Source organism: uncultured Paracoccus sp. (assembly GCF_947487305.1).
Taxonomy (GTDB): Bacteria; Pseudomonadota; Alphaproteobacteria; order Rhodobacterales; family Rhodobacteraceae; genus Paracoccus.
In genome coordinates, this window is the sequence record NZ_CANKWH010000002.1 from 52,684 (window position 1) to 79,491 (window position 26,808).

At 66.7% G+C, this 26,808-nt stretch carries 21 protein-coding genes and 1 other RNA gene; 14 read left to right on the forward strand and 8 right to left on the reverse strand.

All coding sequences use genetic code 11. The annotated features are described in order from the left end of the window. The first annotated feature begins 72 nt into the window (after nucleotides 1–72). Genes Q1A36_RS02860 through Q1A36_RS02870 form a run of 3 tightly spaced genes read left to right on the forward strand, consistent with a single transcriptional unit; the run spans nucleotide 73 to nucleotide 3,496 of the window. Entirely contained in the window at nucleotides 73–1,296 is a 1,224-nt protein-coding gene (locus tag Q1A36_RS02860; RefSeq protein WP_299839495.1) for a glycosyltransferase family 4 protein, read from the forward strand. A 29-nt stretch (nucleotides 1,297–1,325) separates the two neighbouring features. Beyond that, on the forward strand, nucleotides 1,326–2,735 hold the full coding sequence (gene cysS, locus Q1A36_RS02865; RefSeq protein ID WP_299839497.1) for a cysteine--tRNA ligase: 1,410 nt from the start codon (nucleotides 1,326–1,328) through the stop codon (nucleotides 2,733–2,735). After that, nucleotides 2,732–3,496, forward strand: coding sequence for a squalene/phytoene synthase family protein (locus Q1A36_RS02870; protein ID WP_299839499.1), 765 nt, complete (start codon nucleotides 2,732–2,734; stop codon nucleotides 3,494–3,496). The genes cysS and Q1A36_RS02870 overlap by 4 nt, the downstream gene beginning before the upstream one ends. On the opposite strand, the gene Q1A36_RS02875 is transcribed toward Q1A36_RS02870, so the two are convergent. From Q1A36_RS02875 to Q1A36_RS02895, 5 genes are all read right to left on the reverse strand, one after another. Beyond that, nucleotides 3,493–5,121 carry an ABC transporter ATP-binding protein gene (locus Q1A36_RS02875; protein ID WP_299839501.1) on the reverse strand — a complete coding sequence of 543 codons (1,629 nt, stop codon included), beginning with the start codon at nucleotides 5,119–5,121 and terminating at the stop codon, nucleotides 3,493–3,495. The two genes, Q1A36_RS02870 and Q1A36_RS02875, sit on opposite strands and share 4 nt — an antisense overlap. Continuing rightward, on the reverse strand, nucleotides 5,118–6,221 hold the full coding sequence (locus Q1A36_RS02880) for an ABC transporter permease (RefSeq protein WP_299839505.1): 1,104 nt from the start codon (nucleotides 6,219–6,221) through the stop codon (nucleotides 5,118–5,120). Before Q1A36_RS02880 ends, Q1A36_RS02875 begins: the two co-directional genes overlap by 4 nt. Next, the gene (yejB, locus tag Q1A36_RS02885) at nucleotides 6,221–7,297 is read right to left on the reverse strand and encodes a microcin C ABC transporter permease YejB (RefSeq protein WP_299839509.1); all 1,077 of its coding nucleotides are present in this window, start codon (nucleotides 7,295–7,297) and stop codon (nucleotides 6,221–6,223) included. Before yejB ends, Q1A36_RS02880 begins: the two co-directional genes overlap by 1 nt. A gap of 125 nt (nucleotides 7,298–7,422) precedes the next feature. Then, nucleotides 7,423–9,321, reverse strand: coding sequence for an extracellular solute-binding protein (locus Q1A36_RS02890; RefSeq protein WP_299839512.1), 1,899 nt, complete (start codon nucleotides 9,319–9,321; stop codon nucleotides 7,423–7,425). A gap of 398 nt (nucleotides 9,322–9,719) precedes the next feature. Continuing rightward, entirely contained in the window at nucleotides 9,720–10,262 is a 543-nt protein-coding gene (locus tag Q1A36_RS02895) for a cytochrome c family protein (protein ID WP_299839515.1), read from the reverse strand. 178 nt (nucleotides 10,263–10,440) lie between these two features. Between Q1A36_RS02895 and Q1A36_RS02900 the strand changes: the two genes are divergently transcribed. Continuing rightward, complete coding sequence (locus tag Q1A36_RS02900; protein WP_299839518.1) at nucleotides 10,441–11,316, forward strand: prephenate dehydratase; 876 nt, start codon at nucleotides 10,441–10,443, stop codon at nucleotides 11,314–11,316. Nucleotides 11,317–11,328: 12 nt separating this feature from the next. On the opposite strand, the gene Q1A36_RS02905 is transcribed toward Q1A36_RS02900, so the two are convergent. Beyond that, the gene (locus tag Q1A36_RS02905; RefSeq protein WP_299839521.1) at nucleotides 11,329–11,787 is read right to left on the reverse strand and encodes a hypothetical protein; all 459 of its coding nucleotides are present in this window, start codon (nucleotides 11,785–11,787) and stop codon (nucleotides 11,329–11,331) included. A gap of 295 nt (nucleotides 11,788–12,082) precedes the next feature. Between Q1A36_RS02905 and Q1A36_RS02910 the strand changes: the two genes are divergently transcribed. Both Q1A36_RS02910 and ffs read left to right on the forward strand, forming a co-directional pair. Continuing rightward, a complete protein-coding gene (locus Q1A36_RS02910) occupies nucleotides 12,083–13,990 on the forward strand; it encodes a bifunctional 2',3'-cyclic-nucleotide 2'-phosphodiesterase/3'-nucleotidase (protein WP_299839524.1) in 1,908 nt (635 codons plus the stop codon). Nucleotides 13,991–14,021: 31 nt separating this feature from the next. Further along, nucleotides 14,022–14,120: signal recognition particle sRNA small type (ffs, locus tag Q1A36_RS02915), an RNA gene on the forward strand. A gap of 26 nt (nucleotides 14,121–14,146) precedes the next feature. Here ffs and Q1A36_RS02920 read toward each other — a convergent pair. Continuing rightward, nucleotides 14,147–14,935 carry a methyltransferase domain-containing protein gene (locus Q1A36_RS02920; protein ID WP_299839527.1) on the reverse strand — a complete coding sequence of 263 codons (789 nt, stop codon included), beginning with the start codon at nucleotides 14,933–14,935 and terminating at the stop codon, nucleotides 14,147–14,149. Between the two features lie 57 nt (nucleotides 14,936–14,992). Here Q1A36_RS02920 and gloB point away from each other — a divergent pair, with 57 nt between their 5' ends. The 5 genes from gloB (at nucleotide 14,993) to Q1A36_RS02945 (ending at nucleotide 21,802) form a co-directional block, all read left to right on the forward strand. Next, nucleotides 14,993–15,739 (forward strand): hydroxyacylglutathione hydrolase, encoded by a 747-nt coding sequence (gene gloB / locus Q1A36_RS02925; protein ID WP_299839530.1) that lies wholly within the window; start codon nucleotides 14,993–14,995, stop codon nucleotides 15,737–15,739. A 184-nt stretch (nucleotides 15,740–15,923) separates the two neighbouring features. Continuing rightward, nucleotides 15,924–18,245 carry an ATP-dependent Clp protease ATP-binding subunit ClpA gene (gene clpA, locus Q1A36_RS02930; protein WP_299839533.1) on the forward strand — a complete coding sequence of 774 codons (2,322 nt, stop codon included), beginning with the start codon at nucleotides 15,924–15,926 and terminating at the stop codon, nucleotides 18,243–18,245. Between the two features lie 413 nt (nucleotides 18,246–18,658). Beyond that, nucleotides 18,659–19,702 carry an endonuclease/exonuclease/phosphatase family protein gene (locus Q1A36_RS02935; RefSeq protein ID WP_299839536.1) on the forward strand — a complete coding sequence of 348 codons (1,044 nt, stop codon included), beginning with the start codon at nucleotides 18,659–18,661 and terminating at the stop codon, nucleotides 19,700–19,702. 70 nt (nucleotides 19,703–19,772) lie between these two features. Continuing rightward, nucleotides 19,773–20,867, forward strand: coding sequence for a histidinol-phosphate transaminase (gene hisC, locus Q1A36_RS02940; protein WP_299839539.1), 1,095 nt, complete (start codon nucleotides 19,773–19,775; stop codon nucleotides 20,865–20,867). Then, entirely contained in the window at nucleotides 20,864–21,802 is a 939-nt protein-coding gene (locus tag Q1A36_RS02945; protein WP_299839542.1) for a prephenate/arogenate dehydrogenase family protein, read from the forward strand. The genes hisC and Q1A36_RS02945 overlap by 4 nt, the downstream gene beginning before the upstream one ends. Before the next feature lie 9 nt (nucleotides 21,803–21,811). Here the strand turns inward: Q1A36_RS02945 and Q1A36_RS02950 are convergent, their stop codons facing one another. Then, a complete protein-coding gene (locus Q1A36_RS02950; protein ID WP_299839545.1) occupies nucleotides 21,812–22,888 on the reverse strand; it encodes a DUF2125 domain-containing protein in 1,077 nt (358 codons plus the stop codon). A 104-nt stretch (nucleotides 22,889–22,992) separates the two neighbouring features. Here Q1A36_RS02950 and Q1A36_RS02955 point away from each other — a divergent pair, with 104 nt between their 5' ends. From Q1A36_RS02955 to Q1A36_RS02965, 3 genes are all read left to right on the forward strand, one after another. After that, a complete protein-coding gene (locus Q1A36_RS02955; protein ID WP_299839548.1) occupies nucleotides 22,993–23,571 on the forward strand; it encodes a gamma-glutamylcyclotransferase in 579 nt (192 codons plus the stop codon). Between the two features lie 89 nt (nucleotides 23,572–23,660). Then, the gene (locus Q1A36_RS02960; RefSeq protein ID WP_366141537.1) at nucleotides 23,661–25,037 is read left to right on the forward strand and encodes a hypothetical protein; all 1,377 of its coding nucleotides are present in this window, start codon (nucleotides 23,661–23,663) and stop codon (nucleotides 25,035–25,037) included. A gap of 8 nt (nucleotides 25,038–25,045) precedes the next feature. Beyond that, entirely contained in the window at nucleotides 25,046–26,764 is a 1,719-nt protein-coding gene (locus Q1A36_RS02965) for a peptidoglycan -binding protein (protein ID WP_299839551.1), read from the forward strand. Nucleotides 26,765–26,808: the final 44 nt, after the last annotated feature.

Sequence of the window (26,808 nt, forward strand, 5' to 3'; positions counted from 1 at the left end):
TGCGCTGGATGCGGGCGGTGGACCTGGCAGAGGCGCGTTGCCCGCGCGCCAAGGCCGCGCTATCACCCACCCATGCGCATCCTGCTTGTCCACCAGAACTTCCCCGGCCAGTTCCTGCATCTCGCCCCGGCGCTTGCCGCGCGCGGGCACGAGGTTCTGGCCCTGACCGACGAGAAGAACAACCGCCCCAGCCCGGTGCGCACCATGCGCTATGCCACGCCGGGCGAGGTGACGCTGAGTTCGCCCTTTGCCCGGACCTATGCCGAATATGCCGAACGCGGCTTCCTGACGGCGCGGGGCTGCCGGGCGATGCGCGACCGCCACGGCTATACGCCCGATGTCATCTTCGGCCATTCCGGCTGGGGCGAGACGCTGTTCCTGCGCGAGATCTGGCCCGAGGCGAAGCTGCTGGTCTATGCCGAGCTCCTCTACCGCACGCGCGGTCATGACGTGGGCTTTGACCCCGAGGTCAGCCCCGGCACGGACGAGGGGCGGTTCATGACCATCGCCCGCTCGGCCCATCTGATCCAGGGGCTGGTGCAGGCCGATGCCGCGATCTCGCCGACGCGCTACCAGGCCGACAGCTTCCCGCCGGAATTGCGATCCAAGATCACCGTCATCCATGACGGCATCGACACCGGCACTGTCCGCCCCGATCCGGGCGCGACCCTGACTCTGCCGAATGGGCAGGTTCTGCGCGCGGGCGACGAGGTGCTGAGCTTCGTCAACCGCTCGCTGGAGCCCTATCGCGGCTTCCACGTCTTCATGCGCGCCCTGCCCGAGGTGCTGGCGGCACGCTCCAATGCGCAGGTGGTGCTGGTCGGCGGCGATGGCGTCAGCTATGGGTCCAAGCCCAAGGATGCCGACAGTTGGAAAGCCAAGATGCTGGCCGAGGTCGGCGAGAGGCTGGACCTCAGCCGCGTGCATTTCCTAGGCCGTGTGCCTTACGACCAGTATCTGTCCCTGCTGCAGGTGGCGCGGGTGCATTGCTACCTGACATATCCCTTCGTGCTCAGCTGGTCGCTGACCGAGGCGATGGCGGCGGGGGCCTCTGTCGTCGCCTCGGATACCGAGCCGGTGCGCGAACTGATCCGCGACGGCGAGAACGGTCGGCTGTTCCCCTTCTTCGATCGCGAGGCCCTGACCGCCGCCCTGATCCGCGGCCTTCAGGGCGATCCCGAGGCGGCGCGGCTGACGGCGGCGGCGCGGCAGACCATTCTGGACGGCTATGACCTGAACACCCAAAGCCTGCCCCGGCTGATCGAATGGGTGGAAAGCTTCGGGCCAAGGGTGTAATCGGGCGTCTCAATTCCAAGAGGCGCATCATGGCCCAGATCCGGCTGACGAATACCAAGACGCGGAAGAAAGAGGATTTCCGCCCCATCGACCCGTCGAATGTCCGGCTCTATCTCTGCGGCCCGACGGTCTATGACCGCGCCCATCTGGGCAATGCCCGCCCGGTTCTGGTCTTTGACGTGCTGGTCAGCCTCCTGCGCCATGTCTATGGCGCGGATCACGTCACCTATGTGCGCAACTTCACCGACGTGGATGACAAGATCAACGCCGAGGCGCAGCGCCGCAAGGGGCTGGGCAGTCCACTGTCGCTGGAAGAGCTGATCACCGAACGCACCGACGAGACCATCGGCTGGTATCATGCCGACATGGACGCGCTTGGCGCCGCCCGCCCCGATCACGAGCCGCGCGCGACCGGCTATATCGCCCAGATGATCGCCATGATCGAGACGCTGATCGAGAACGGCAATGCCTATGCCAAGGAGGGCCATGTGCTGTTCCGGGTCCGCAGCTACCCGGATTACGGCAAGCTGTCGGGCCGCTCGGTCGATGACATGATCGCGGGTGCAAGGGTTGAGGTCGCGCCGTTCAAGGAAGACCCGATGGATTTCGTCCTCTGGAAGCCGTCGGATGCCGACCTGCCGGGCTGGGACAGCCCCTGGGGTCGCGGGCGGCCGGGCTGGCATATCGAATGCTCGGCCATGTCCGAGGATCTGCTGGGCGATCATTTCGACATCCATGGCGGCGGCATCGACCTGCAGTTTCCCCATCACGAGAACGAGGTGGCGCAAAGCTGCTGCGCCAATCCCCATGCGGGTTTCGCCAATGTCTGGCTGCATAACGAGATGCTGCAGGTCGAGGGCAAGAAGATGTCCAAGTCCCTGGGCAATTTCTTCACCGTCCGCGACCTCTTGGAAAAGGGCATTCCGGGCGAGGTGATCCGCTTCGTCATGCTGTCGACGCATTACCGCAAGCCGATGGACTGGACCGAGGCCAAGCGCGAGGAGGCCGAGGCAACGCTGCGCAAATGGCGCGGGCTGGTGGCGGGTGTGACGCCTGCGGCCAGCCCTGCCCCCGCCGTCATCGACGCGCTGTCGGATGACCTGAACACGGCGGGCGCCATCGCGGCGCTGCATGATCTGGCCGGTCAGGGCGATGCGGCGGGGCTTCTGGCCTCGGCGCGGATGTTGGGGCTGCTGACCGACGAGTTGGCGGACTGGGCCGAAGCGGGCGACGAGGCCGGCGCGCTGATCGAGGCGCTGCTGGTCGCCCGCTCGGACGCGCGCATGGCCCGCGACTTCGCCCGCGCCGATGCCATCCGCGACGGCTTCGCCGCCGCCGGGGTCGAGGTCAAGGACACGGCGGGGGGCGCGGAATGGGCGCTGGCCACCGGGTTCGATGCGGCCCGGCTGAAGGCGCTGGCGGGCGAGGTCCTGTCTTGACGCTGGACGCCTGCGCCGGGACGCTGCAAGCGCAGGACCCCGACCGTTTCGGCGCGGTGCTGACCGCCGCGCCGGCGGATCGGCCGAAGCTGCTGACCCTCTACGCGCTGAACCTCGAACTGGCCCGCGCCCCCTTTCAGTCGGCCGAACCGATGTTGGCCGAGATGCGGTTGCAATGGTGGATCGACCGGCTGGCCGAGATGGGCCGGGGCGTCGCCCCGCCGCTGCATGACGTGCTGACCCCGCTCTGGGAGGCCTGGGGCGAGACGGCGGGCGATCTGCTGCCCTTGGCCGAGGCGCGGAGGCGCGACTGTGCGCGTGATCCCTTCGCCAATGCCGACGAGGTGCTGGCCTATGTCGATGCGACGGCAGGCGGGCTGATGTGGGCGGCGGCACATGCGATAGGCGCGCCCGAAACGGCGCGGGCGGTGGTGGCCGATCAGGGGCGCGGGGCGGGCCTCGCCGCATGGCTGCGCGCGCTGCCGCAACTGCAATCGCTGCGCTTGGGATTTGAAACCGAGAGCCCGGACACCGTGGCGCAACTGGCCGAGGCCGGGCGTGCAGCTTTGCGGCGCGCGGCCAAGGGGCGCCGGGCAGTGCCGCGACGGGCGGCGGCGGCGCTGTTCGCCGGGCCGGGGGCTGCGCGTTTCCTGCGCGAGATGGCGCAGGGCGCGGATCGCCCCCCCGCCGAGATCACCCCCTTCCAGCGCCGCGCGGCGCTGGCCTGGCTGGCGCTGACCGGGCGCTGGTGGGGGGCCTAACCCGCCGCCGTCATCCCGCCCGGATTCAGCGCGGCCTGCATCAGCTGCCGGGTATAGTCGCTTTTCGGATCGTCGAAGACCGCATCGGTCGTGCCCTGCTCGACCACCTCGCCCGCGCGCATCACCATGATCTGATGCGACATGGCGCGCACCACGCGCAGGTCGTGGCTGATGAACAGAAACGCCAGCCCGTATTTCTGCTGCAGCCCGCGCAGCAGCTGGACGATCTGCACCTGCACGGTCATGTCGAGCGCGCTGGTGGGCTCGTCCAGAACCACCACCTTGGGGCGCAGGATCATGGCGCGGGCGATGGCGATGCGCTGGCGCTGCCCGCCCGAGAACTCGTGCGGATAGCGGTGCATCATCGCCGGGTCCAGCCCGACTTCGGCCATGATCTCCTGCACCATCTGGCGGCGGTCACGCCCCGGCTCGACCCCGTGGACGCCCAGACCCTCGGCGATGATCTGCTCGACCGTCATCCGGGGCGACAGGCTGCCATAGGGGTCCTGGAACACGATCTGCATGTCGCGCCTGAGCTTGCGCAGCCGCTTGGCCGGCCAGCTGGAAATATCCTGCCCCATGAAGACGATCGGGCCGTCACTGTCGATCAGCCGCATGATCGCCAGCGCCAGCGTGGTCTTGCCCGAACCGGATTCGCCCACGATCCCCAGCGTCTCGCCCTGTCGCACCGACAGGGTCGCGCCGTTCACCGCCTTCACATGCCCGACGACCCGGCGCAGGAAACCGCGCTTGATCGGGAACCAGACCTTGAGGTCCTTCGTCGCCACGATCTCCTCGGCCCCCTCGGGCACCGGCTCGGCCCGGCCCTGCGGCTCGGCGGCCAGAAGTTTCCGGGTATAGTCGTGCTGCGGATTGGCAAATATCTCCTCGACCGGACCCTGTTCTACGATCAAGCCGTCCTTCATCACGCAAACCCGGTCGGCGATGCGGCGGACGATGCCGAGGTCGTGGCTGATGAACAGCATCGACAGGCCCTCGTCCCGCTTCAGTTCAGCCAGCAGGTCGAGGATCTGGGCCTGAATGGTCACGTCGAGCGCGGTGGTCGGCTCGTCGGCGATCAGGAGTTCGGGACCATTGGCCAGCGCCATGGCGATCATCACCCGCTGGCGCTGTCCACCCGACAATTGATGCGGATAATCGGCAAGGCGTGACTCGGGTTCCCGAATGCCGACTTTGGTCAACAGATCGACGATCCGCGCCCGCGCTGCCTTGCCGCTGAGGCCCTGATGCAGGGCCAGGCTTTCGCCCAGCTGCTTCTCGATCGTGTGCAACGGGTTCAGCGAGGTCATCGGCTCCTGAAAGATGAAGCTGATGTCATTGCCCCTGATCTCGCGCAGCAGCTTGTCATCGGCGCCGACCATCTCGCGCCCGTCATATTTGACCGAGCCCTCGACCTGCGCCGCATCGCCCAGCAGCCGCACCGTCGAGAGCGCCGTGACCGACTTGCCCGAGCCGCTTTCACCGACCAGCGCCACCGTCTCGCCGCGGCCGATCTGGAAGCTGACGCCCTTGACGGCAGGATGCACCCTGCCCTCGCTGCGAAAGCCAATCTTCAGGTCGCGGACATCCAGAACCGGCGCGGGTGCCGTCTCGCCAAGGCTCATTTGAAGGTCTTTCGCGGGTCGAAGGCGTCACGGATGCCCTCGAAGATGAAGACCAGAAGCGACAGCATGATGGCAAAGGTGAAGAAGGCGGTGAAGGCAAGCCAGGGCGCTTGCAGGTTCTGCTTGGCCTGCAGCGCCAGCTCCCCCAGCGAGGGGGCCGAGGCCGGCAATCCGTAGCCGAGGTAATCCAGCGCCGCCAGCCCACTGATCGCGCCGGTAACGACGAAGGGCAGCATGGTCAGCGTGGCGACCATGGCGTTGGGCAGCATGTGGCGGAACATGATGGTGCGGTCCGAGACCCCCAGCGCGCGGGCGGCGCGGACATATTCAAGGTTCCGCGCGCGCAGGAACTCGGCGCGCACGACGCCCACCAGCGCCGGCCAGCCAAAGAGAATGGTGACGACGACCAGAAGCCAGAAACTTCGCCCGAGGATCGCGAAGAGGATGATGATGACGTAAAGCGAGGGCGTGTATTGCCAGATCTCCATCAGCCGCTGGAAGATGATGTCGATGCGCCCGCCGAAATAGCCCTGCACTGCGCCCGCCGTCACGCCGATGACACTGCTGACCACGGTGACGATCAGCGCGAACATGATCGAGGTGCGGAAGCCGTAGATGACACGGGCCAGCACGTCGCGGGCGGTGTCATCGGTGCCCAGCCAATGCGCGGCATCGGGCGCGCTTGGTGCGGTGCCGACATTGTTGATGGTCTTGTAGTGATAGGGGATCACCGGCCAGATCATCCAGCCCTGCTCGGCCTTCGGCACGTCGCTGGTGCCGGCATCGACCGCCTCGATCAGCCCCTCGGGATCGTCCCAGCATTCCTCGCGCCCGCCGGTCTTGATCAGGCATTGCACCGCCTCGTCCCGATAGATCGCCTCGGTGCCGAAATCGCCGCCGAAGGCGGTCTCGGGATAGAACTTATAGGCCGGAAAATACAGCTCGCCGCGATAGCTGAGCAGGATCGGTTTGTCATTGGCCACGACCTCGGCCAGCATCGCGATGACGAAAAGCACCGAGAAGATCACCAGCGACCAGAAGGCGCGGCCATTGCGGCGGAAGTTGCGCCAGCGGCGGCGGTTCAGTTCCGTCATCGCCATCAGCCGGCCCTCCGCTCGAAATCGATGCGGGGGTCGACAAAGACATACATCAGGTCAGACAGGATGCCCGTCAGCAATCCGATCAGGCCGAAGACATAGAGCGTGGCGAAGATCACTGGGTAGTCACGCTGCACCGCCGCCTCGAAGCCGAGACGCCCGAGGCCGTCGAGCGAGAAGATCGTCTCGATCAGGATCGAGCTGCCGAAGAACACGCCCAGAAACAGCGCCGGGAAACCCGCAATGACGATCAGCATGGCATTGCGGAAGACATGGCCATAGAGCACCCGCCGCTCGGTCAGCCCCTTGGCGCGGGCGGTCATCACATATTGCTTGTTGATCTCGTCGAGAAAGCTGTTCTTCGTGAGCAGCGTCAGCGTGGCAAAGCCCGAGATCGACATGGCCACCACCGGCAGCGTGATGTGCCAGAGATAGTCCTTGATCTGCCCCCAGCTCGACAGCGCATAGAAATTGTCGCTGACCAGACCGCGCAGGGGGAAGATCTTCCAGTAGCTGCCGCCGGCGAAAAGGACCATCAAGAGCACGGCGAAAAGGAAAGCCGGGATCGCGTAGCCCATGATGATCAGGCCCGAGGTCCAGGTGTCAAAGGGCGTGCCGTCGCGCACCGCCTTGCGGATGCCAAGCGGGATCGAGATCAGATAGGCCAAGAGCGTGGTCCAGAGCCCCAGCGTGATCGAGACCGGCATCTTCTCCTTAACCAGGTCTATGACGCTGATCGAGCGGAACCAGCTTTCGCCGAAATCGAAGGTCAGGTAATCGCCCATCATCGACAGGAAACGCTGCAAGGGCGGCTTGTCGAAGCCGAATTCCTTTTCCAGCTGGGCCACGAATTCCGGCGGCAGGCCCCGTGCGCCCGCATATTCGCCCGCCGCAGCCCCGGCGGAATCGCCGCCCGCGCCCGCGATGTTGCGGAACACGTCGCCCTCGCCCTGCAGCCGCGCGGCGATCTGTTCGATCGGGCCGCCGGGGACGAACTGGGTCAGCGCGAAATTGATGATCATGATCCCGATCATCGTCGGAATGATCAGCAGCAGCCGCCGCAGAATATAGGCACCCATCTGTCCTGCCCTTCGCCTGGCCACCTTCGGCCGCCGGGCCTTTGCGGCCCTGTTCGAATTTCACGCCTTGTCGGCAATCCGCACCCGGAAATCAAGCGGATTGCCCGGTTTCGACCTGCCAAGGCTCAGCGCAGCGCCCCCTCGGCCTTCAGCTTGGCTTCCTTCTCGGGGTTGAACCACCAGAAATCCATCTCGCCCAGGGCAAAGTTCGGCAGTGTCTCGGGATGCTCGTACATGTCGTAATAGGCCAGCCAGTGATCGGCGTTGTACCATTGCGGGATGATCAGGAACATGGCGCGAAGGCTGCGGTCCAGCGCCTTGGCCGCGGTCTCCATCTCGCCTTGGGTCTTGGCGTGCTCGACATCCTTCATCAGCTTGTCGATGGCCGGGTTCTTCAGCCCAAGAAGGTTGCTTTCGGACTCGGCATATTCGCTGCCAAAGACCGGCAGCATCTCGGCGCCGGGAATGGGTGACTGGCCCATGAAGGACGAGGTGATGTCGAAATCATGCTCGCGCTCGCGCGATTCCAGCTCGGCATTGTCGACACGCGCGTTCACGGCATCGACGCCGATGCCGCGCAGGGCTTCGACATATGGATTAAGAATACGATCCAGCGTCACGGAATCATTCATGAACTCGACGCGCAGAACCTCGCCCTTGTCATTTCTGCGCAACCCGTCACTGCCGATGGTCCAGCCCGCCTCGTCCAAGAGCGCCCCGGCCGCCCGCATCGCCCGGCGGTCGCGCGGCTGCTCGCTGCCCTCGGGCCAGACAAAGGCGGGTTCGGTAAAGACCGTCTCGGGCAGATCGGCCTTCAGCGGCTCCAGCAGCGCCAGCTCCTCGGGCGACGGCATCCCCTCGGCGGCCAGCGGCCGGTTCTGCCAATAGCTCTGCTGCCGCGAATAGAGGCCGTAGAACATCTTGTCGTTGGTCCATTGGAAGTTGAACATCATGCCGATGGCCTGACGCACGCGCGGGTCCTGGAACTTCTCGCGCCGCAGGTTGAAGACCCAGGCCTGGCCCGAAACGCTGCTGTTGTCGGGCAGGGTCTCGACCTTGACCCAGCCCTTTTCCTGCGCCGGGAAATTATAGGCCGTTGCCCATTTGATCGAGCTGTTCTCGCGCCGGAAGGTGTATTCTCCCGCGGTGAAGGCCTGGAAGGCCGCGTCGTAATCGGCGAAATACTCATAGCGCATGCGATCGAAATTGTGCCGCCCGACATTCAGGGCCAGATCCTTGCCCCAGTAATCCTCGCGCCGCGTCACCTCGACCCAGCGTCCCATGTTCCACCCGGACAGCGCGTAAGGACCCGAGCCGATCAGCGGCTTGTCCATGGTCTCGTCGAGCTTCAGCCCGCGCGTCTCGAAATCGGCCTTGGACATGATCGGCAGGCCGCCGACGAAACTGACCACCTCGCGCCGGGGATAGTCGGGGGTGAAGGTGAATTTCACCCGATGATCGTCCAGCGCCTCGACCGAGGCGATCTGCTGCTGGATCATCAACTTGGTGCCCGTCGAGCCTTGATCGCGCATCGCCTCGACCGAGAAGACCACATCAGCGGCGGTCATCGGGCTGCCATCGGCGAATTTAACCTCGGGCCGCAGGTTGAAGATCACCCAGTCACGGCTTTCGGGATATTCCAGCGTCTCGCACAAGAGGCAGTAGGAGGCACCGAAATCGCTGGCGTCGCGATCCATAAGCGTCTCGAGCATGGTCGAGGAGAACACCGCCGGCCGGCCCTTGAAGGTGAAGGGGTTGAAATTGTCGAAGTTCGAAGTGTTCGGCACGGATTCGACGATATAGCCGCCCTTCGGTGCCTCGGGGTTCACATAGGGCAGATGCGGGAAATCGGCGGGCAGTTTCAGGTCGCCGATGATCGCATAGCCATGCGAGACCGTCACACCCTCGTCCGTGGCCGGGGCAGCGGCGGCGGGCGTCGCCGCCTCCGGGGCCGTCTCCTGTGCTGATGCGGGCAGGATGCCGAAGCCAGCCAGCAGGCCGATCAGCGGAAGGATGGGGCGCATGGGTCTCTCCCTGTCGTGGTGGACCGCAGGCTAGGGCAGCGCCGGGCCGGGGATCAAGCCGCGTTTTCGTGAACGGGGGGGGGGGTGGGCGAGAACAAGGCCTCGGGCAGCGACCCGGCCCGGGAACCAGGGCGAAGCCCGCCCGGGCCAGCGGACGACCGCCCCCTCGGGCGGCCGCTCTGGTGCGGTTCAGCGCCGAACAGCTGTTCGATGTGCTTGCGCCATAAAGGTGATCTGCCCGACCGCTGCAGCGGCCCCCCGGCGGTCGACCACTGGCCCTATGCCCTGCGCGCGATAATCGTCGCCCAAGGCAAGCGGCCCCACATTTCTGCCTCCCCCCAAAAGCAAAAGGGCGCAGCCACCGGCCACGCCCCTCATTCTCACCCGAAGAGACAGTCTTACGGCTGCGACGCCAGATAGGCGATCAGGTCGGCGCGGTCCTGCGGGTCCTTCAGGCCGGCGAAGGACATCTTGGTGCCCTTCACGACGCCCTTCGGGTTGGCCAGGAATTCCTGCAGCGCCTCGGGGGTCCAGTTCGGCGCTTCGCCGGCATGGGCGACCATCGCATCGGAATAGCCGAAGCCACCGACCGAGGCCACGGCACGGTCGACGACGCCGTTCAGGTGCGGGCCGGTGCCGTCGCTGCCGTCCAGCTTGTGGCAGGCCTTGCACTTGCCGAAATCCTTCTCGCCCGCAGCGACATCGGCCTGGGCCATCAGCGCGGCGAAATCGATCTGCTCTTCCTCGGCGCCGGCATCGCCGCCGGCAGCCTCTTCCACCGGAATCGTATAGGCCTGTGCGGCGGCCTCGCCGTCGTGAGACCCTTCACCACTGGCACCGACGTGATAGATGCCGCTGGCAGCCCAGCCAGCGAGCAGCAGGAACAGAAGCGCGCCGATCAGCGCGCCAGCCGCCTTGGTGATGGTCATGGTATCGAACATTGCCTGCCGTCCCCGGTTTGGTAAGCCTTAAATTTGGCCCGTATCTATCCGCTTTCTCTTTGCGGGATCAAGGTATAGTTAGCCCGAACATGGCAGAAACCGGGTGATAAGTCACAGCCCCTGCCACCGCTCCCCTGCCCTGACCGGCCCGGTGCCGGACCAGCCTATGGATTGTACCATGACCCAGTTCGCCCCGACAAACCGCATCGCCTTCCAGGGCGAACTTGGCGCCTATAGCCACGAGGCCTGCCGCAATGCCCGCCCGGGCATGGAGCCGCTGCCCTGTCGTGCCTTCGAGGACGTGATCGAGGCGGTGCGCAGCGGTCAGGCCGATCTGGCCATGCTGCCGGTCGAGAATTCGACCTATGGCAGGGTGGCGGACATCCACCGCCTCTTGCCGGAATCGGGGCTCCATATCGTCGACGAGGCCTTTGTCCGCGTCCATATCAGCCTGATGGCGATGCCCGGCGTCGCCATCGAGGATATCCGTAAGGTCCGCGCCCATCTGGTGCTGCTGCCGCAATCGGCCTCCTACCTCGCGCGCTACGGCATCCGTGGCGAATCCGCCGCCGACAGCGCCGGGGCCGCTGCCGAACTGGCGGTCAGCGGCAAGCGCGACGAGGGCGTGCTGGCCTCGGACCTGGCCGCCGAGATCCACGGCCTGACCATCCTCGCCCGCCATATCGAGGATCACGCCCATAACACCACGCGCTTCCTGATCATGTCGCGGGTGGACGACCATGCCCGCCGCGCCGAGAAGATGATGACCACCTTCGTCTTCCGCGTGCGCAACATCCCGGCGGCGCTCTACAAGGCGATGGGCGGCTTTGCCACCAATGGCGTCAACATGACCAAGCTGGAAAGCTACATGGCCGACGGCGTCTTCACCGCGACGCAGTTCTATGCCGATATCGAGGGTCATCCCGAGGACCCGCATGTGCGCCGCGCGCTGGACGAGCTGGCCTTCTTCTCCTCGAGCCTGTCGATCCTCGGCGTCTATCCCGCCGATCCGTTGCGCGCCGAACAGGAGCAGCCGGTCGAGGGCGAGGGCTGACCGGCCCGCGCCTCAGGCGCGGCCGGCTGTCAACTCGTTCACCAGCCGCGCGACGCCGGTGTCGAATTTCCGGTCAAGCTGCGACTTGCCCAGCTTCGCGGTCTGCAGCATCAGCCGGGCGCGCATGTTGCGCGGCAGGGCCTCGGCCTCGAAGATCACCCGCGACCGCTGCTTGCTCAGCGCCATCACGGTCAGGTCGATGATCAGGTCGAAGGCCTCGGAGAGCCCGCTGATCACCATGCGCCCGGGCGCCTCGAGTTGCATGACCTCAAGCCGCAGCTCGCGCCGCCGTCCGCGCCAGTCGAATCCGACCTGCCAACCCGCCCCCGCCGCCGGCTGCTGCGCCGGGTGCAGCCGGGTCACTGCCGCGCCGCGACGTGCCAGGATGCGCTCGAGCCGATCGAAATCGACGAGGGATTGAAACAGCTGATCCGCAGTCAGCTCGGTATCCTTGCGGGTCGAGAATTTCATGAACGACCAATCTGATTGACGATGGAATGCAACGGAACCGGTTACGAAAGCGTTGTGCAGTTAGAAGGAAGTCGTGAGGTTTTCAAGTCAGCCCGGTGATCCGCTGACAGGGGGCCCGCAACGAAATTGTTGACGCGCGCCGTTCGACGGGCGATTGACTCAATCGTCAGTTGAGAGCAGCGCGAGTCGGAACGACATCGCCTCCCCCGGCGATCATCGGACATGCGCGGCACGCCTTGGGCGACGCCGCCGAAAACGCGAAAACCGTGGGGGATGTAGGAGCGAGGAGCCAGCAGTGGCTGACGGCAACGGAGGCATCAAGTCCGCGGCAGGCCGGAACGGCTGGACGGCCGATACGGCCACGCTTGCGCTGCGGATCATGGCGACCACCGACATGCACATGCATGTGCTGCCCTACAACTACCTTGCCGACAAACCCTCGACCCGCTTGGGACTGGCGCGCACCGCCTCGCTGATCGAGGCGCGGCGGTCCGAGGTGGCGAACTCGCTGCTGCTGGACAATGGCGATTTCCTGCAGGGAAATCCGCTGGGTGACTATATCGCCGAGGTGCGCGGGGTCAGCTCGCGCAGCCCGCATCCGGCGATCGCGGCAATGAACGCCATGGGTTATGACGCGGGCACGCTTGGCAATCACGATTTCACCTTCGGCACCGGCTTCCTGCGCCGGGTGCTGAACGGCGCGGCCTTTCCCGTGACCGTCGCCAACCTGATGCCCCGCTCGGGCCCGGGTTTCTCGCCCTGGCTGATGCTCGAGCGCAAGCTGGTCGATGGCTATGGCACTGCCTATCCGATCCGCATCGGGGTGATCGGTTTCGCGCCGCCGCAGACCGTCGATTGGGACCGCAACCTCGGCAATGAACTGGCCAGCGAGGACATCCTCGACAGCGCCCGCCGCCTCTTGCCGCGGCTAAGAGCCGCAGGCGCCGACCTGATCATCGCGCTGGCCCATAGCGGCATCGGCCCGATCGAGCCGACGCCGCGAATCGAGAATGCCGCCACCGCGCTGGCCGCCCTGCCCGAGATCGATGTGATCATCGCGGGCCATACCCACCAGGTCTTTCCCGATCCGCAATTCCCGCCCCAGCCCGGTGCCGATCCGCTGCGCGGCACGCTGATGGGCAAGCCGGCGGTGATGGCGGGTTTCGGCGGCTCGCATCTGGGGGTGATCGACCTGCAGCTTGCCCGCAGCGACGAGGGCAGCTGGCGCGTCGCCGACTTCACCGTCGCGGCCGAAGCGGTCGAGAGCAAGCACCTTCCGCTGCGCCGGATCTACTCCACCACCATCGGGGCCCATCGCGAGACGCTGCGCCATATCCGCCGCCGCGTCGGACGGACCGAGGCGCCGCTGAACAGCTATTTCGCGCTGATCGGGCAGGATCCCGGCCTCAGGCTGGTGGCGATGGCGCAGCGCTGGCATGTCCGCCGGATGCTGCGCGATACCGAATGGGCGAACCTGCCGATCCTCTCGGCGGTCGCCCCCTTCCGCGCCGGCGGGCGGGGCGGGCCCGAGTACTATACCGATGTCCCGATCGGTGCGCTGACCCTGCGCAACCTGGCCGATCTCTATTTCTACCCCAACCGAATCTGCGCCATCGAAGTGACCGGCGCGCAGCTGAGCGGCTGGCTCGAGCGTTCGGCCGGGATCTTCCAGCAGATGCAGCCCGGGCTGGCGGACCAGCCGCTGATCGATCCGGACTTCCCCAGCTACAATTTCGACGTGATCGACGGCCTCGGCTGGAAGGTCGATCTGACACGCCCCCGGCGCTTCCACCCCAATGGCCAGCTTCTGGACCCCGAGACCTCGCGCATCCGCAACCTGACCCATCATGGCCGTCCGGTCGCCGACGAGGACCGTTTCCTCTTGGCGACGAATTCCTATCGGCTGGCCACCTGCGGGTTGTTCGGGCCGCTGGTCGGCAAGAATCGCGTGGTGCTGGACGACGAGGCGATGACACGCGATGTGCTGCGCCGCTATGTCCGTCGCCGCCGTCGCGTCCTGCCTCTGGACAGCCAGCATTGGGAATTTCTGCCGGTTGACGGGGCATCGGCCATCTTCGAAACCGGCCCATTGGCGGTCAAGCACCTGGCACGGCTGGAAAACACCAGCGACTACAAGGCCGAATGCGCCGGCGAGACGGAAGATGGCTTCATCCGCATCCGCCTGAATCTTTCCCGGGCTTGATCCCGCCCGCGCCCTGCCCTATCTAGCCCCTCGAGAGGTTGGCGCGGGCGAGCGTTTCGCCAACCCGGTCAGGTCCGGAAGGAAGCAGCCGCAACGAATCCCGCTTGGGTCGCTGTCCAGCCTCTCACCTTTCCCCGAAGTTTCGGCCTTTGTCGCTCAGTCGTGCTTGCCGCCCGGCTGATGCCGCGCCACTTCCTGCCGCCCGGGCCGCGGCCGGGCGATGCCGCCCAGCACCTCGATCGGGCTTGGCACATGCACGCCGACCCCGGTGCCCACCGGCCCCAGCACCTGCTTCGACAGTTCCGCCAGCACCACACCCGCGATCAGCACCCGGCTGATCCGCGTACCCGTGCGTTCCCAGAACTGCGCGCTGCGCAGCCAGAAACGCCGGTCCGAGGGCGGGATATAGAGGGCCGCGCCATGCCAGTCGCTGACGAAGCCCGCGCGCCGCGCCTGCTGGTCCAGCTGCCCGGCGGTATAGCTGCGCCCCAACCCGAACGGCGTGCGGTCCGAGGCCGCCCAGAGCCCCGCCCGGTTCGGCACCATGACGAGCATCCGCCCCCCCGGCCCCAGCACCCGCCAGGCCTCGGCCAGAAGCGCGTCGGGGTGGTCGCTGGTCTCGAGCCCGTGCAGCATCACCAGCCGGTCGAGGCTGCCGGTATCGATGGGCCAGGCCGTCTCGTCGCACAGAACGCTGTGATTGGCCGCCCCGGCGGGCCAGCCCATCACCCCCTGCGGACCCGGCATCAGCGCCGTCACCCGCCGCGCCGTTGCCAGATAGGGACGCAGCATCGGCGCGGCGAAACCGAAGCCCGCCACGCTCATCCCCTGCGCCTGCTGGGGTTGCCAGCGCTGCACCAGCCGGTCGCGCAGCACCCGCTGGACCACCCGGCCGATGGACCGCTGGTAATAGAAGCGTTGCAGATCGGCGATGTCGTGATGCATTGCACCCGGTCCGTGGTTTTGCCACCCTGATCCCATCACAGGGAAAGGACTTTGCCAATGCCGGTCGAACTCGTCACCATCCGCTGCCTGCAGGACAACTATGCCTACCTGATCCATGGCGCGGGCGAGACGGTGCTGATCGACGCCCCCGAGGCCGCGCCGATCCTTGCGGCCCTGGCCGAGCGGGGCTGGTCGCTGGACCGGATCCTGCTGACCCATCACCACGCCGATCATGTGCAGGCCGTGGCCGAGATCGTCGCCGCCACCGGGGCGAAGGTGACGGGTGCCGCCGCCGATGCCCACCGCCTGCCAGCGCTCAATCAGGCCGTCGCGCCGGGCGACAGTTTCACGGTCTGCGGCGAAGAGGCGCAGGTGATCGACGTCTCGGGCCATACGGTCGGGCACGTGGCCTTCCACCTGCCCGGTTCGGCGCTGGCCTTCACCGCCGACAGCCTGATGGCCATCGGCTGCGGCCGGCTGTTCGAGGGCAGCGCCCCGATGATGTGGGACAGCCTCGTGCGGCTGAACGCCCTCCCCGGCGAAACGCTGATCTGCTCGGGCCATGACTATTGCGCCGGCAATGGCGCCTTCGCGCTCTCGGTCGATCCCGAGAATGCCGCGCTGAAGGAACGGCTGTCGGGGGTCAGCAGTGGCGCCCTGCCCTGCGCACCGGCGACGCTGGCGGTGGAGCGGGCAACCAATCCCTTCCTGCGTGTGGCCGAGTTGCGGGGATCGCTTGGGCTTGCAGGCGCATCCGATGCAGAAGTCTTCGCCCGGCTGCGTTCGATGAAGGACTCGTTCTGAACCTTGAAATCTGTCTTTTGGGTGAACAGATTTGCCTCAATCGCGGATTTTTGCGGCCCAGCTTTAAGAATTCACTTGAAGCCAGACCCATTCCACCAAATCTTAACTGTATCGTGACAGTCTGGACAGGTGGGCCGCTACATCTTGGCCCATACCGCAGGCCGACTGACAGGAGACTACGCCCGTGCCGAGTTTTTCGACATCGCTTGAACAGGCCATCCACGCAGCCCTCGCGCTTGCCAATGAACACCGCCACGAACTGGCCACGCTGGAGCATTTGCTGCTGGCGCTGACGGACGAGCCCGAGGCGGTGAAGGTGATGCGCGCGTGTAACGTCGATCTGGACGAGCTGCGAAAACTGCTGATCGAATATATCGAGGATGACCTGTCGACGCTGATCACCGATGTCGAGGGCAGCGAGGCCGTGCCGACCGCCGCCTTCCAGCGGGTGATCCAGCGCGCCGCCATCCATGTGCAAAGCTCGGGCCGCTCGGAAGTGACCGGGGCGAACGTGCTGGTCGCGATCTTCGCCGAACGCGAATCGAACGCCGCCGCCTTCCTGCAGGAACTGGACATGACCCGTTACGACGCGGTCAATTTCATCGCCCATGGCGTCGCCAAGAACCCCAGCTTCAGCGAGGCGCGGCGCATCGTCGGCGCCGAGAACGAGGAAGAGGCCAAGGCCGCCGAAGCGCCGGAACCCAAGGACGAAACCGCGCTGGCGAAATATTGCGTCGACCTGAACGCCAAGTCGAAGAAGGGTGACGTGGACCCGCTGATCGGCCGCGAACCCGAGGTCGAGCGCGCCATCCAGGTGCTGTGCCGCCGCCGCAAGAACAACCCGCTTCTGGTGGGCGATCCTGGCGTGGGCAAGACCGCCATCGCCGAGGGTCTGGCCAAGAAGATCGTCGAGGGCGACACGCCCGACGTGCTGTCCGGGGCCACCATCTTCTCGCTCGACATGGGCGCGCTACTGGCTGGAACCCGCTATCGGGGCGATTTCGAGGAACGGCTGAAGGCCGTGGTGAAGGAGCTCGAGAACCATCCCGACGCGATCCTGTTCATCGACGAGATCCACACGGTGATCGGTGCCGGCGCGACCTCGGGCGGGGCGATGGATGCCTCGAACCTGCTGAAGCCGGCCTTGGCCGGTGGCAAGCTGCGCTGCATGGGCTCGACCACCTACAAGGAATACCGTCAGCATTTCGAGAAAGACCGGGCGCTGAGCCGGCGGTTCCAGAAGATCGACGTGAACGAGCCGACGGTGCCCGACAGCATCAAGATCCTGATGGGGCTGAAGCCGCATTTCGAAAAGCACCACGACCTGCGTTACACCAATGACGCGATCAAGGCGGCGGTGGAGCTGGCGCATCGCTACATCAACGACCGCAAGCTGCCCGACAGCGCCATCGACGTGATCGACGAGGCCGGCGCGGCGCAGCACCTGGTTGCCGAAAGCAAGCGCCGCAAGACGCTGGGGCCGAAGGAGATCGAGGCCGTGGTGGCCAAGATCGCCCGCATCCCGCCGAAGAACGTCAGCAAGGACGATGCCGAGGTGCTGCGCGACCTGGATGTCTCGCTGAAGCGGGTCGTCTTCGGTCAGGACAAGGCCATCGAGGCGCTGGCCAGCGCCATCAAGCTGGCCCGTGCCGGCCTGCGCGAACCGGAAAAGCCGATCGGCAACTACCTGTTCGCCGGGCCGACCGGGGTGGGCAAGACCGAGGTCGCCAAGCAACTGGCGAATACGCTGGCGGTGGAACTGCTGCGTTTCGACATGTCGGAATACATGGAGAAACACGCGGTCAGCCGGTTGATCGGCGCGCCTCCGGGCTATGTCGGCTTCGACCAGGGCGGGCTTCTGACCGATGGCGTCGACCAGCATCCGCATTGCGTGCTGCTGCTGGACGAGATCGAGAAGGCGCATCCGGATGTCTACAACATCCTCTTGCAGGTGATGGATCACGGCAAGCTGACCGACCATAACGGAAGGCAGGTGGATTTCCGCAACGTGATCCTGATCATGACCACCAATGCCGGTGCCGCCGATCAGGCCAAGGCCGCCTTCGGCTTCGGCCGCGACCGGCGCGAGGGCGAGGATGTCGAGGCGATCGAACGCATGTTCACGCCGGAATTCCGCAACCGTCTGGACGCGGTGGTCAGCTTCGCGCCGCTGCCGCGCGAGGTCATCGTGCAGGTGGTCGAGAAGTTCGTGCTGCAGCTGGAAGCCCAGCTGATGGACCGCAACGTCCATATCGAGCTGACCCCGGAAGCAGCCGACTGGCTGGCCGAAAAGGGCTATGACGACAAGATGGGCGCGCGGCCGCTTGGCCGGGTGATCCAGGAGACGATCAAGAAGCCCTTGGCCGAAGAACTGCTGTTCGGTCGGCTGACCAAGGGCGGCGTGGTGAAGGTGAAGCTCGAGGATGACAAGCTGGTCTTCGACATCACCGGCCCCGACGCCCCGCGCATCGGCAAGTCGAAGCCGCCGCTGCTGACGGCGGACTGATCGCGCCGCGATAGAACGGGACGCCCCTGCCAGAGAGATCTGGCGGGGGCGTTTTTGTTTGTCGGCAGTCGCCCGCCAAGTCTACACGAACGCCACCGTTTCGCCTACAGACCCGGCCCGGAATCGAGGCACGCAGTGCCGCCGGGCCAGCGCCTGCCCGTCCCCCGGGCTGGCGCTTTGGTGACGCTGGTCCCGAGTTCCGGCAAGAGAGGGCCCTGGCACCATAAACCGCGTTGGCGAGCCGTTCCGGCGCCACCCCACGGGCCGGCGCTGTCCCTCTGTTCGGAACGCGGGGCAAAGCACGGATTGCCATGGCGCGGCTCACCCCCATCTCCCCAATCGACAGCCCTCCCCTCTTCCGCTATCCTCAACCTATCCGCGTCTGCCCTGACATCTTGGAAGGAATGCCAGCCATGGCCCGACGCGATATCTCTTTTGCCTCCTTCAATCTCCTGAACCTGCAGCTGCCCGGACGGCCGGTCTATACCGATGCCAATGGCTGGGATGCCGGGATCTATCAGAAGAAGATCGATTTCACCGCCACGGCGCTCGACCGGCTCGACGCAGATGTCTATGGCTGCCAGGAGCTCTGGGCGCCCGAGGCGCTGCAGCAGGCGCTGGACCAGTCGGGGCTTGCCGCCAGCCATCAGATCGTCACCCCGCCGGGCCATCCGGGCACGAGGATCACCTGCGCGGCGGTGGTGCGGCGCGAGATGCTGGTGGGCGAGGCCGAGTGGATCACCGATTTCCCGCCCGAGATGGTGCTGCGCTCGACCGGCGACGATCCGCAGCAGCCGGCGATCGCGGTCGGGCTGCGCGGCTTTTCCCGCCCCGTTCTGCACCTGCAGGTGCAGTCCGATCCCTCGACCCCGGTGATCCATGTCTTCGTCTGCCATTTCAAGTCGCGCCGCCCGGCCGAGGTCTGGCGCGAGCGCGACTGGTATGACCGCAACATCCATGCCCCCCATGCCAATGCCATCGGCTACGCGCTCTCCACCATCCGCCGCACCGCGGAGGCGGCGGCCCTGCGCGTGCTGGCCACCCGGATCGCCAAGGGCAGCCATGTCCCGGTGGTGATGATCGGCGACATGAATGACAGCAAGGACAGCAACACGCTGAACCTCCTGACCGAGCAGCCGCGCTATCTCTCGACCCTGTCGCGGGGCGGCGGCGACAATGCCATGTACACGGCGCAGGTGCTGCAGGAATACCGCTCGGTCCGCGATGTCTATTACACCCATATCCACCAGGACATGCATGACAGCCTGGACCACATCCTCGTCAGCGAGGAGTTCTATGACAATTCGCGCGACCGGCTGTGGCGCTTTGACGACATGCTTGTGGTGAACGACCACCTGAACTGGGACGATCACAAGACCAGCGGCACCAATGATCACGGCCTGATCGTCGCGCGCTTCCGCTGGCAGCCGCCAACCGCCGAGATGCCCTTCGTCTAGGGTCCGCGCCACCCTTCCCTTACCCCCTCGCCCCGGCTATGACGGCTGCGCAACAAGTGGGGGCAAGGGCATGGCAGGGATCGCGGCGCAGCCGGGCATCATGGAGATCGCGCTCTATGTCAGCGGCGAAAGCAAGCTGGCGGGCCGCAGCGATGTGCTGAAGCTCTCGGCCAACGAGAATCCCTATGGCTGCAGCCCGGCGGCGACGGCTGCCTTTCAGGCGGCGGCGACAGACCTGCACCGCTATCCGGCGACCGATCATGCCGGGTTGCGCCGGGCCATCGGCGAGGTTCACGGCCTCGATCCCGACCGGATCATCTGCGGCGTCGGCTCGGACGAGGTGCTGCAATTCGTGGCACAGGCCTTTGCCGGCGCGGGCGATGAGGTCATCACCACCCAGCACGGCTTTGCCATGTACCCGATCCTCGCCCATGCGGTCGGCGCGACGCCGGTTACGGTGGCCGAGCGTGACCGCCGGATCGACGTGGACGCCATCCTTGCCGCGACCAATGACCGCACGCGCATCGTGTTTTTGGCCAACCCCGCCAATCCCACCGGCACCATGCTGACGGCAGAAGAATTGCACCGGCTGGCCGCCGACCTGCCCGAAACCTGCCTCTTGGTTCAGGACGGTGCCTATGCCGAGTTTGCAGACGGCTTCGACGGCGGCGTCTCGCTGGTCGAACAGTTTCCGAATGTCATCATGACCCGGACCTTTTCCAAGATCCACGGGCTCGGCGGGTTGCGCATCGGCTGGGGTTATGCCCGGCGCGAGGTGATCGACGTGCTGAACCGCCTCCGCCAGCCCTTCAACCTGTCGAACGCGCAGATGGCGGCGGCGGAAGCGGCGATCCGCGACACCGGCTTCACCGCCCGCTGCGCGAGCGAGAATGCGCGCCTGCGCCGCTGGATGCGCGAGCAGCTGGTGCAGATGGGCGTCGGCTGCGACGAAAGCCATGCCAATTTCCTGCTGGCTCGATTTTCCAGCCCCGGTCAGGCCAAGGCCTGCGACGCCGCCCTGCGCGAGGCCGGGATCATCGTGCGCCCGGTCGCCAGCTATGGCCTGCCCGAGGCGCTGCGCATCACCGTGGGCGACGAGGACGGATGCCGCCGGGTGATCGGCATCATCAGTGACTTCATGGCAGATCAGCGGGGCGCGGCATGAGCGTGGTTTATGAACGTGTGGCCCTGATCGGGCTGGGGCTGATCGCCGGGTCCATGGCCCATGCCATGCGCGCCCATGGACTGGCGGGCCATGTCGCAGGCTATGCGCGATCGGCCGAGACGCGCGAGACGGCGCGGCGCATCCATCTGTGCGACAGCATCCATGACAGCGCCGCCGAGGCGGTGAAAGATGCTGATCTGGTGGTTCTGGCGGTGCCGGTGCGCGCCATGGCCGAGGTGGCCGAAGCCATCGCCCCGCATCTGAAACCCGGCGCGACCGTCACCGATGTCGGCTCGGTCAAACGCTCGGTCATCGACGCGGTCGGGCCGCATATCCCCGAAGGCGTTCATTTCATCCCCGGCCACCCGCTGGCCGGGACCGAGCATTCCGGGCCGCTCTCGGGCTTTGCCAGCCTGTTCCAGAACCGCTGGTGGTTGCTGACCCCGACCGAGGGCACCGACCCGGCGGCGCTGGCGCGGCTGCAGGACCTGATCCGAGGCATGGGCGCCAATACCGAGGACATGGAGGCCGGGCATCACGATCTGGTTCTGGCCGTGACCAGCCATGTGCCGCATCTGATCGCCTACACGATGGTGGGCGTGGCCGATCACCTGCGCCGCGTGACCGAAAGCGAGGTCATCAAGTATTCGGCGGCGGGTTTCCGCGACTTCACCCGCATCGCCGCCAGCGACCCGACCATGTGGCGCGACGTGTTTCTTGAGAATACCGACGCGACGCTGGACATACTTGGCCGCTTCACCGAGGAGCTGTTCGTGCTGCAACGCGCCATCCGCATGGGCGACGGGCAGCATCTGCACGATTACTTCACCCGCACCCGCGCCATCCGCCGCGGCATCATCGAGGCCGGTCAGGATACCGATGCTGCGGATTTCGGCCGCAGCGCGGGGACGAAACAGGCCGAGGGCAAGGGCTGACCGAAGGGGTCAACCCTTCCGCGATCCGGGCAGCCGGGCGATCGGGATGGCGCCGAGGAACAGCTTGCCGTCACGCAGGAACAAGGGCAGCCGCGTCTCGCCCTCGGCCGGTGCGGGGAAGGTAAAGCCGGCTCGCGCAGGCGCTGCGGGAACCTCGGCCCCCTCTTTCTGCACCGGCTCCATCGGGAATTGCGACAGCCCGTTCAGCACCACATTGCCGAAGCTAACCCCCGCCGCCGGCATCAGCCCGGCATCGGACGCCGCTTTCAGCCAGGCCTGACCGTCGGTGCTGTAAAGCGCGAGCCGCCCGGTGGGCAGACCCCGATCATCGGTCAGCACTTCGCCGACCAGCCGCGCCGTCAGATCGCCGATGCGGAGCTCCATCCCGTCGCTGCGGAAACCGACGGGCCGCACCTGCTCGCGCTGGCCCTGCAGCATGCCGCGCCCCGGCGCGGCATCGAGCCAGACCCGCGCCTGACCCTGCAGCCCCACCTGCCCCGGCACGACAAGCGGCGGCAGGCCGAGGCCCGCCATCACCGCCGGGTCCAGCCCATCGAGCGCCAGATCCACGTCATAGGCAGCCCCCGCCGCCGCCGGCGCGTCATGGCCAAGCGAGGCCAGCCGCGCGTTCACTGACACGGCCCGCAGCAGCGGCTGCCCGTCCAGATCGACCGCGCCCGAGGACAGGCTCACCCGCGACACCGCCATGTTCTTCGTCGGCGAGACGCGCAGCGACATTTCGGCCGCCTGCATCTGCGCCGCGACCGGCTGGCCGTCCAGCGTCAGTTGCGCGGTTTCGGGCAGGGTCGCGTGCAACTCGACCGGGGCGGTGGGCGGCACCCAGAGATCGACCCAGGGCAAGGTCATCTCGACCGGGGCACCGCGCAACTGCCCGGTCACTTCGACCTGATCGGCGCGCAGTCCGATTCGGCGCGTCTCGCGCAGCGGCGTGACCGCGCTGGCGGCGACATCCTCGCGCTGGTCGATCATCGCCGTCGCCCGGCCGGCCAGCCAGCTTTCCCCGCCCAGCCACACTCCGCCCACGAGAAGGGCAACCAGCACCACGATCCAGATCAGCACGCGCATCAAGTCCTCATTCCAAGGCTCCAGCCGGCGCGCGGGTCGCGCGGGTCTTGGAACCGGCGGCATCGTGGCCTAACTTGGCATCAGACGGAAGGGCATCACGAAGAATGTCATCACTTCATTGGGTTTTTGGTTACGGCTCGCTGATGTGGGACCCGGGATTCCGGGTGGTCGAGTCGGTGACAGCGCGGCTGGACGGCTTCGCGCGCAGCTTCTGCCTGCGTTCGACCCGCTATCGCGGCACCAAGGAGGCGCCGGGGCTGGTGCTGGGTCTGGACGAGGATCCGGCAGCGCATTGCACCGGCATCGCCCTGCGCTTTGCCGATCAGGACCGCGACGAGGTGCTGGCCTATCTGCGCGAGCGCGAAATGGTCACTTATGCCTATCGCGAGGCGATCCTGCCCGTCACGCTCAGCGATGGCCGGCGAGTCGAGGCGCTGACCTATGTGATGCAGCGTGACCATGCGCAATACGCGGGCAACCTGTCGCCCTGCGAACAGGCGCGGATCATCTCGGGCGCGCAGGGGTTGCGCGGGCCGAATGCCGATTACCTGTTCAACACCACCCGGCACCTGGCCCAGATCGGCCTGTCCTGCGCCGAGCTGGACAAGCTGTCCGAAGATGTGCGGCGCCTGATCGCCGAGCGCGGCAGGGGCCACAGCGAGGGTGATGGAAAACCCGGATAATCTTATCCTTTCTGCCTGCTTGGCAAGTGACGGGGCGCCCCCTACACTCGCCCCTGATCCCACAGGATAAAGCACGGGGCGCGACACAGTTGACTGATCCGACCACCGACCCGACCGGCCAGCCCCGCAGTTCCGACGAGCGTGGCAGCGGTTCCGCCCGCCGCCGCATCACCGCCAAGCGGGCCGAGCGTCTGGGGGCGGTGGTCAAGCCGCAATTCTCGCAGCCGGTGCGGCAGATCTTCCTGATGGGGACGGTTCTGGTGCTGGTCATCCTCGGCGCCTGGTTCGCCTATGGCCGCATCCTGCCGATCTTTGCCGCCAACCGCTTCCTGAACGGGCTGATCCTCGGTGTCTTCGTCCTCGGCGTGCTGGCCTGCTTCTGGCAGGTGGCGCAGCTGGTGCAATCGGTCAGCTGGATCGAGCGTTTCGCCGCCTCGCGCCGCGAGGCGCTGGCCGTGGGGCGTTCGGTCGGCTCGGCCGAGGCCGAGCAGTCCAGCGATGCGCCGCGCCTGCTGGCCCCCTTGGCCGCGCTGCTGGGCAATCGCGACGCCACCGGCGGGGTGATCTCGACCGGGGCCAGTCGCTCGATCCTCGATTCGGTCGCCACCCGCATCGACGAGGCGCGCGACATCACCCGCTATCTCGCCAACCTGCTGATCTTCCTCGGGCTTCTGGGCACCTTCTACGGCCTTGCCACCACCGTGCCGGCGGTGGTCGAGACCATCCGGGCGCTGGCCCCGCAGGAGGGCGAAACCGGGGTCGAGGTCTTTGCCAAGCTGATGGGCGGGCTCGAGGCGCAGCTGGGCGGCATGGCCGTGGCCTTTTCCTCGTCGCTTCTTGGTCTGGCCGGATCGCTGGTCGTGGGCCTCTTGGAGCTATTCGCCACCCATGGCCAGAACCGCTTCTTCCGCGAGTTGGAAGAGTGGATGTCCGGCTTTACCCGCATCTCGCTGGCGGGGTCCGAGGATGATGCCATCGATCAGGCGGCAATCGCCGGTTTCCTTGACCAGATGGCCGGGCAGATGGACCGGTTGCAGCAATTCCACCCCGAACGCGATGCCGACCGCGACCAGGCTGCCGAGCAGGCGGACGAACGGGTCGTGGTCATGGCCGAGTCGGTCGAGGCGCTACTGCGCCAGGTCGTGGCCGAGCGCGAGGCGACCGTCGCCCGCGCAGCCTCGCTGAACTCGGCGCTGAACCGCATCGCCGACGGGCAGGACCGGTTGATCGCGCAGGGCGAGGCCGGCGGCACAGCCGCGCCGGGTGCCGGCAACCTGGTCGGGATCGAGGCGGCGCTGCTGCGGCTGTCCGATGACCTGAACATCGGGCGCGAGGAGATGCTGGTCGAATTGCGCTCGGACCTTCTGGTGCTGACCCGGGCGGTGCGGGCGGCGCGCTTTGGCGATCCGTTCCGCGATGACAAGCTGCCACCGCTGCGCGGGCAAACGCCGCGCGATCCGGGCTAGGTCAGCCGATGGCCCTCAACCGCGCCTCGAACAAGCGTTTCTCGACCAATATCTGGCCGGGCTTCGTCGATGCGCTGGCGACGCTCTTGATGGTGATGATCTTCGTCCTCACAATCGCACTGGTGGTGCAATCGGTGCTGCGCGACCAGATCACCAGCAAGGATGACGAGATCGCCCTGCAGGACCAGCAGCTGGCCCTGCAGGACCAGCGGCTCTCGGCGCAGGAACAGCGGCTTGGCGTGCTGGGAAGTCAGGTCGCGCAGCTGACCGGCGCGCTGACCGCCTCCGAGGACGAGGCGGCGACGCTTGGCGGACAACTGGCCGATGCCGAGGCCGAGGCGCGGCGCCGCGCCGCCGAGATCACCCGGCTCAGCACCGACCTGACCGCCCGCCGCCAGCAGCTTGCCGCGCAGGAACAGCAGCTCGCCGAGACCGGGCAGGAGCTGGAACAGGCACAAAGCCGGATGAGCGATTTCGAGGCCGAGGTTGCCGCCCTTATCGCCGCGCGCGAGGCCGGTGCGGCGCAGGCCGCGACGCGGGAAGCCGAATTGCAGGACCAACTGGCCGAGGAACAGCGCAAATCTTCGGCGGCGGAATTGGCGGTGGCTGCGGCACGGGACGAGATCGATGCGCAGGCCGAACAGGCAAGGCTGGCCGCCGCCCGCCGCGACGCGCTGCAGGCGCTGATCGCCGACCTACGCAGCCGCAGTTCCGGCGCCGCCGCCGATCAGGCGCAGCTTGAGACCGCACTGAGCGAGGCCGAGGCGGCGCGGCTGGCCGAATCCGAGGCCGCCGAGGCCCTGCGCGCGCGGCTGGAAAGCGCCGACAGCGAGCTGACGGCGATGACCCTGTCGCTGGAGGAAAGCCGCCGCAAGGCCGAGGAGACGCTGACCCTGCTGGCCGCCGCCGAGGCCGCGCGCGAGCGTCTGGGGGGCGAGATCGCCGCCAAGACCAGCGAGGCGGAACAGCAGGCGGCGCTGCTGGCCACGGCACGCGCGGAGCTGGCCAAGCAGGAGGATCTGTCAGCCGAGGGCCAGCGCCGCGTGGCGCTCTTGAACGAACAGGTGGCCTCGCTGACCGGGCAACTGGGCCGCTTGCAGGCCGCGCTGGACAGCGCCGGCGAGGGTCAGGAAACGGCGGAGTTGCGGGTGGCGGAACTGGGCCAGCAATTGAACGCCGCGCTGCTGCGGACCTCGGAAGAACGGCAGGCCCGGCTGGCGCTGGAACAGCAGGCGCGCGAGGCCGCCGAGGCCGAGGCCAAGGATCTGGCCCGCTACCGCTCGGAATTCTTCGGTCGGCTGTCGCAGATCCTGCAGGGCCGCGAGGGCGTCGAGGTGGTCGGCGACCGCTTCGTCTTTTCCTCGGAAGTGCTGTTCCAGCCGGGCGAGGCCGCGCTGTCCGAAGCCGGTCGCACGCAGATCCGCAATGTCACCGGGCTTCTCGACAGCATCGCCAGCGAGATCCCGCCCGAAATCGACTGGATCATCCGCGTCGATGGCCATACCGACAACACGCCGTTGTCGGGCACCGGGCGCTATCGCGACAACTGGGAACTCAGCCAGGCCCGGGCGCTGGCCGTGGTGCGCTACATGATCGACGAATTGGGCTTCCCGGCGGGCCGTGTCGCCGCCACCGGCTTTGCCGATACCCGCCCGGTCGCCGCCGGCGATACGCCCGAGGCGAGGGCGCTGAACCGCCGGATCGAGCTGAAGCTGACCGAACGCTGACCACCCCGCCTTGCGGGGGATTTCCCCGCCCCCTATCTTGCGGC

Bases quoted from the DNA above. Each gene is read 5' to 3' on its own strand.
- Q1A36_RS02860 (WP_299839495.1), top strand. From the start codon at position 73: ATGCGCATCCTGCTTGTCCACCAGAACTTCCCCGGCCAGTTCCTGCAT.
- cysS (WP_299839497.1), top strand. From the start codon at position 1,326: ATGGCCCAGATCCGGCTGACGAATACCAAGACGCGGAAGAAAGAGGAT.
- Q1A36_RS02875 (WP_299839501.1), bottom strand. From the start codon at position 5,121: ATGAGCCTTGGCGAGACGGCACCCGCGCCGGTTCTGGATGTCCGCGAC.
- Q1A36_RS02880 (WP_299839505.1), bottom strand. From the start codon at position 6,221: ATGGCGATGACGGAACTGAACCGCCGCCGCTGGCGCAACTTCCGCCGC.
- yejB (WP_299839509.1), bottom strand. From the start codon at position 7,297: ATGGGTGCCTATATTCTGCGGCGGCTGCTGCTGATCATTCCGACGATG.
- Q1A36_RS02890 (WP_299839512.1), bottom strand. From the start codon at position 9,321: ATGCGCCCCATCCTTCCGCTGATCGGCCTGCTGGCTGGCTTCGGCATC.
- Q1A36_RS02895 (WP_299839515.1), bottom strand. From the start codon at position 10,262: ATGTTCGATACCATGACCATCACCAAGGCGGCTGGCGCGCTGATCGGC.
- Q1A36_RS02900 (WP_299839518.1), top strand. From the start codon at position 10,441: ATGACCCAGTTCGCCCCGACAAACCGCATCGCCTTCCAGGGCGAACTT.
- Q1A36_RS02905 (WP_299839521.1), bottom strand. From the start codon at position 11,787: ATGAAATTCTCGACCCGCAAGGATACCGAGCTGACTGCGGATCAGCTG.
- Q1A36_RS02920 (WP_299839527.1), bottom strand. From the start codon at position 14,935: ATGCATCACGACATCGCCGATCTGCAACGCTTCTATTACCAGCGGTCC.
- gloB (WP_299839530.1), top strand. From the start codon at position 14,993: ATGCCGGTCGAACTCGTCACCATCCGCTGCCTGCAGGACAACTATGCC.
- Q1A36_RS02935 (WP_299839536.1), top strand. From the start codon at position 18,659: ATGGCCCGACGCGATATCTCTTTTGCCTCCTTCAATCTCCTGAACCTG.
- hisC (WP_299839539.1), top strand. From the start codon at position 19,773: ATGGCAGGGATCGCGGCGCAGCCGGGCATCATGGAGATCGCGCTCTAT.
- Q1A36_RS02945 (WP_299839542.1), top strand. From the start codon at position 20,864: ATGAGCGTGGTTTATGAACGTGTGGCCCTGATCGGGCTGGGGCTGATC.
- Q1A36_RS02950 (WP_299839545.1), bottom strand. From the start codon at position 22,888: ATGCGCGTGCTGATCTGGATCGTGGTGCTGGTTGCCCTTCTCGTGGGC.
- Q1A36_RS02955 (WP_299839548.1), top strand. From the start codon at position 22,993: ATGTCATCACTTCATTGGGTTTTTGGTTACGGCTCGCTGATGTGGGAC.
- Q1A36_RS02965 (WP_299839551.1), top strand. From the start codon at position 25,046: ATGGCCCTCAACCGCGCCTCGAACAAGCGTTTCTCGACCAATATCTGG.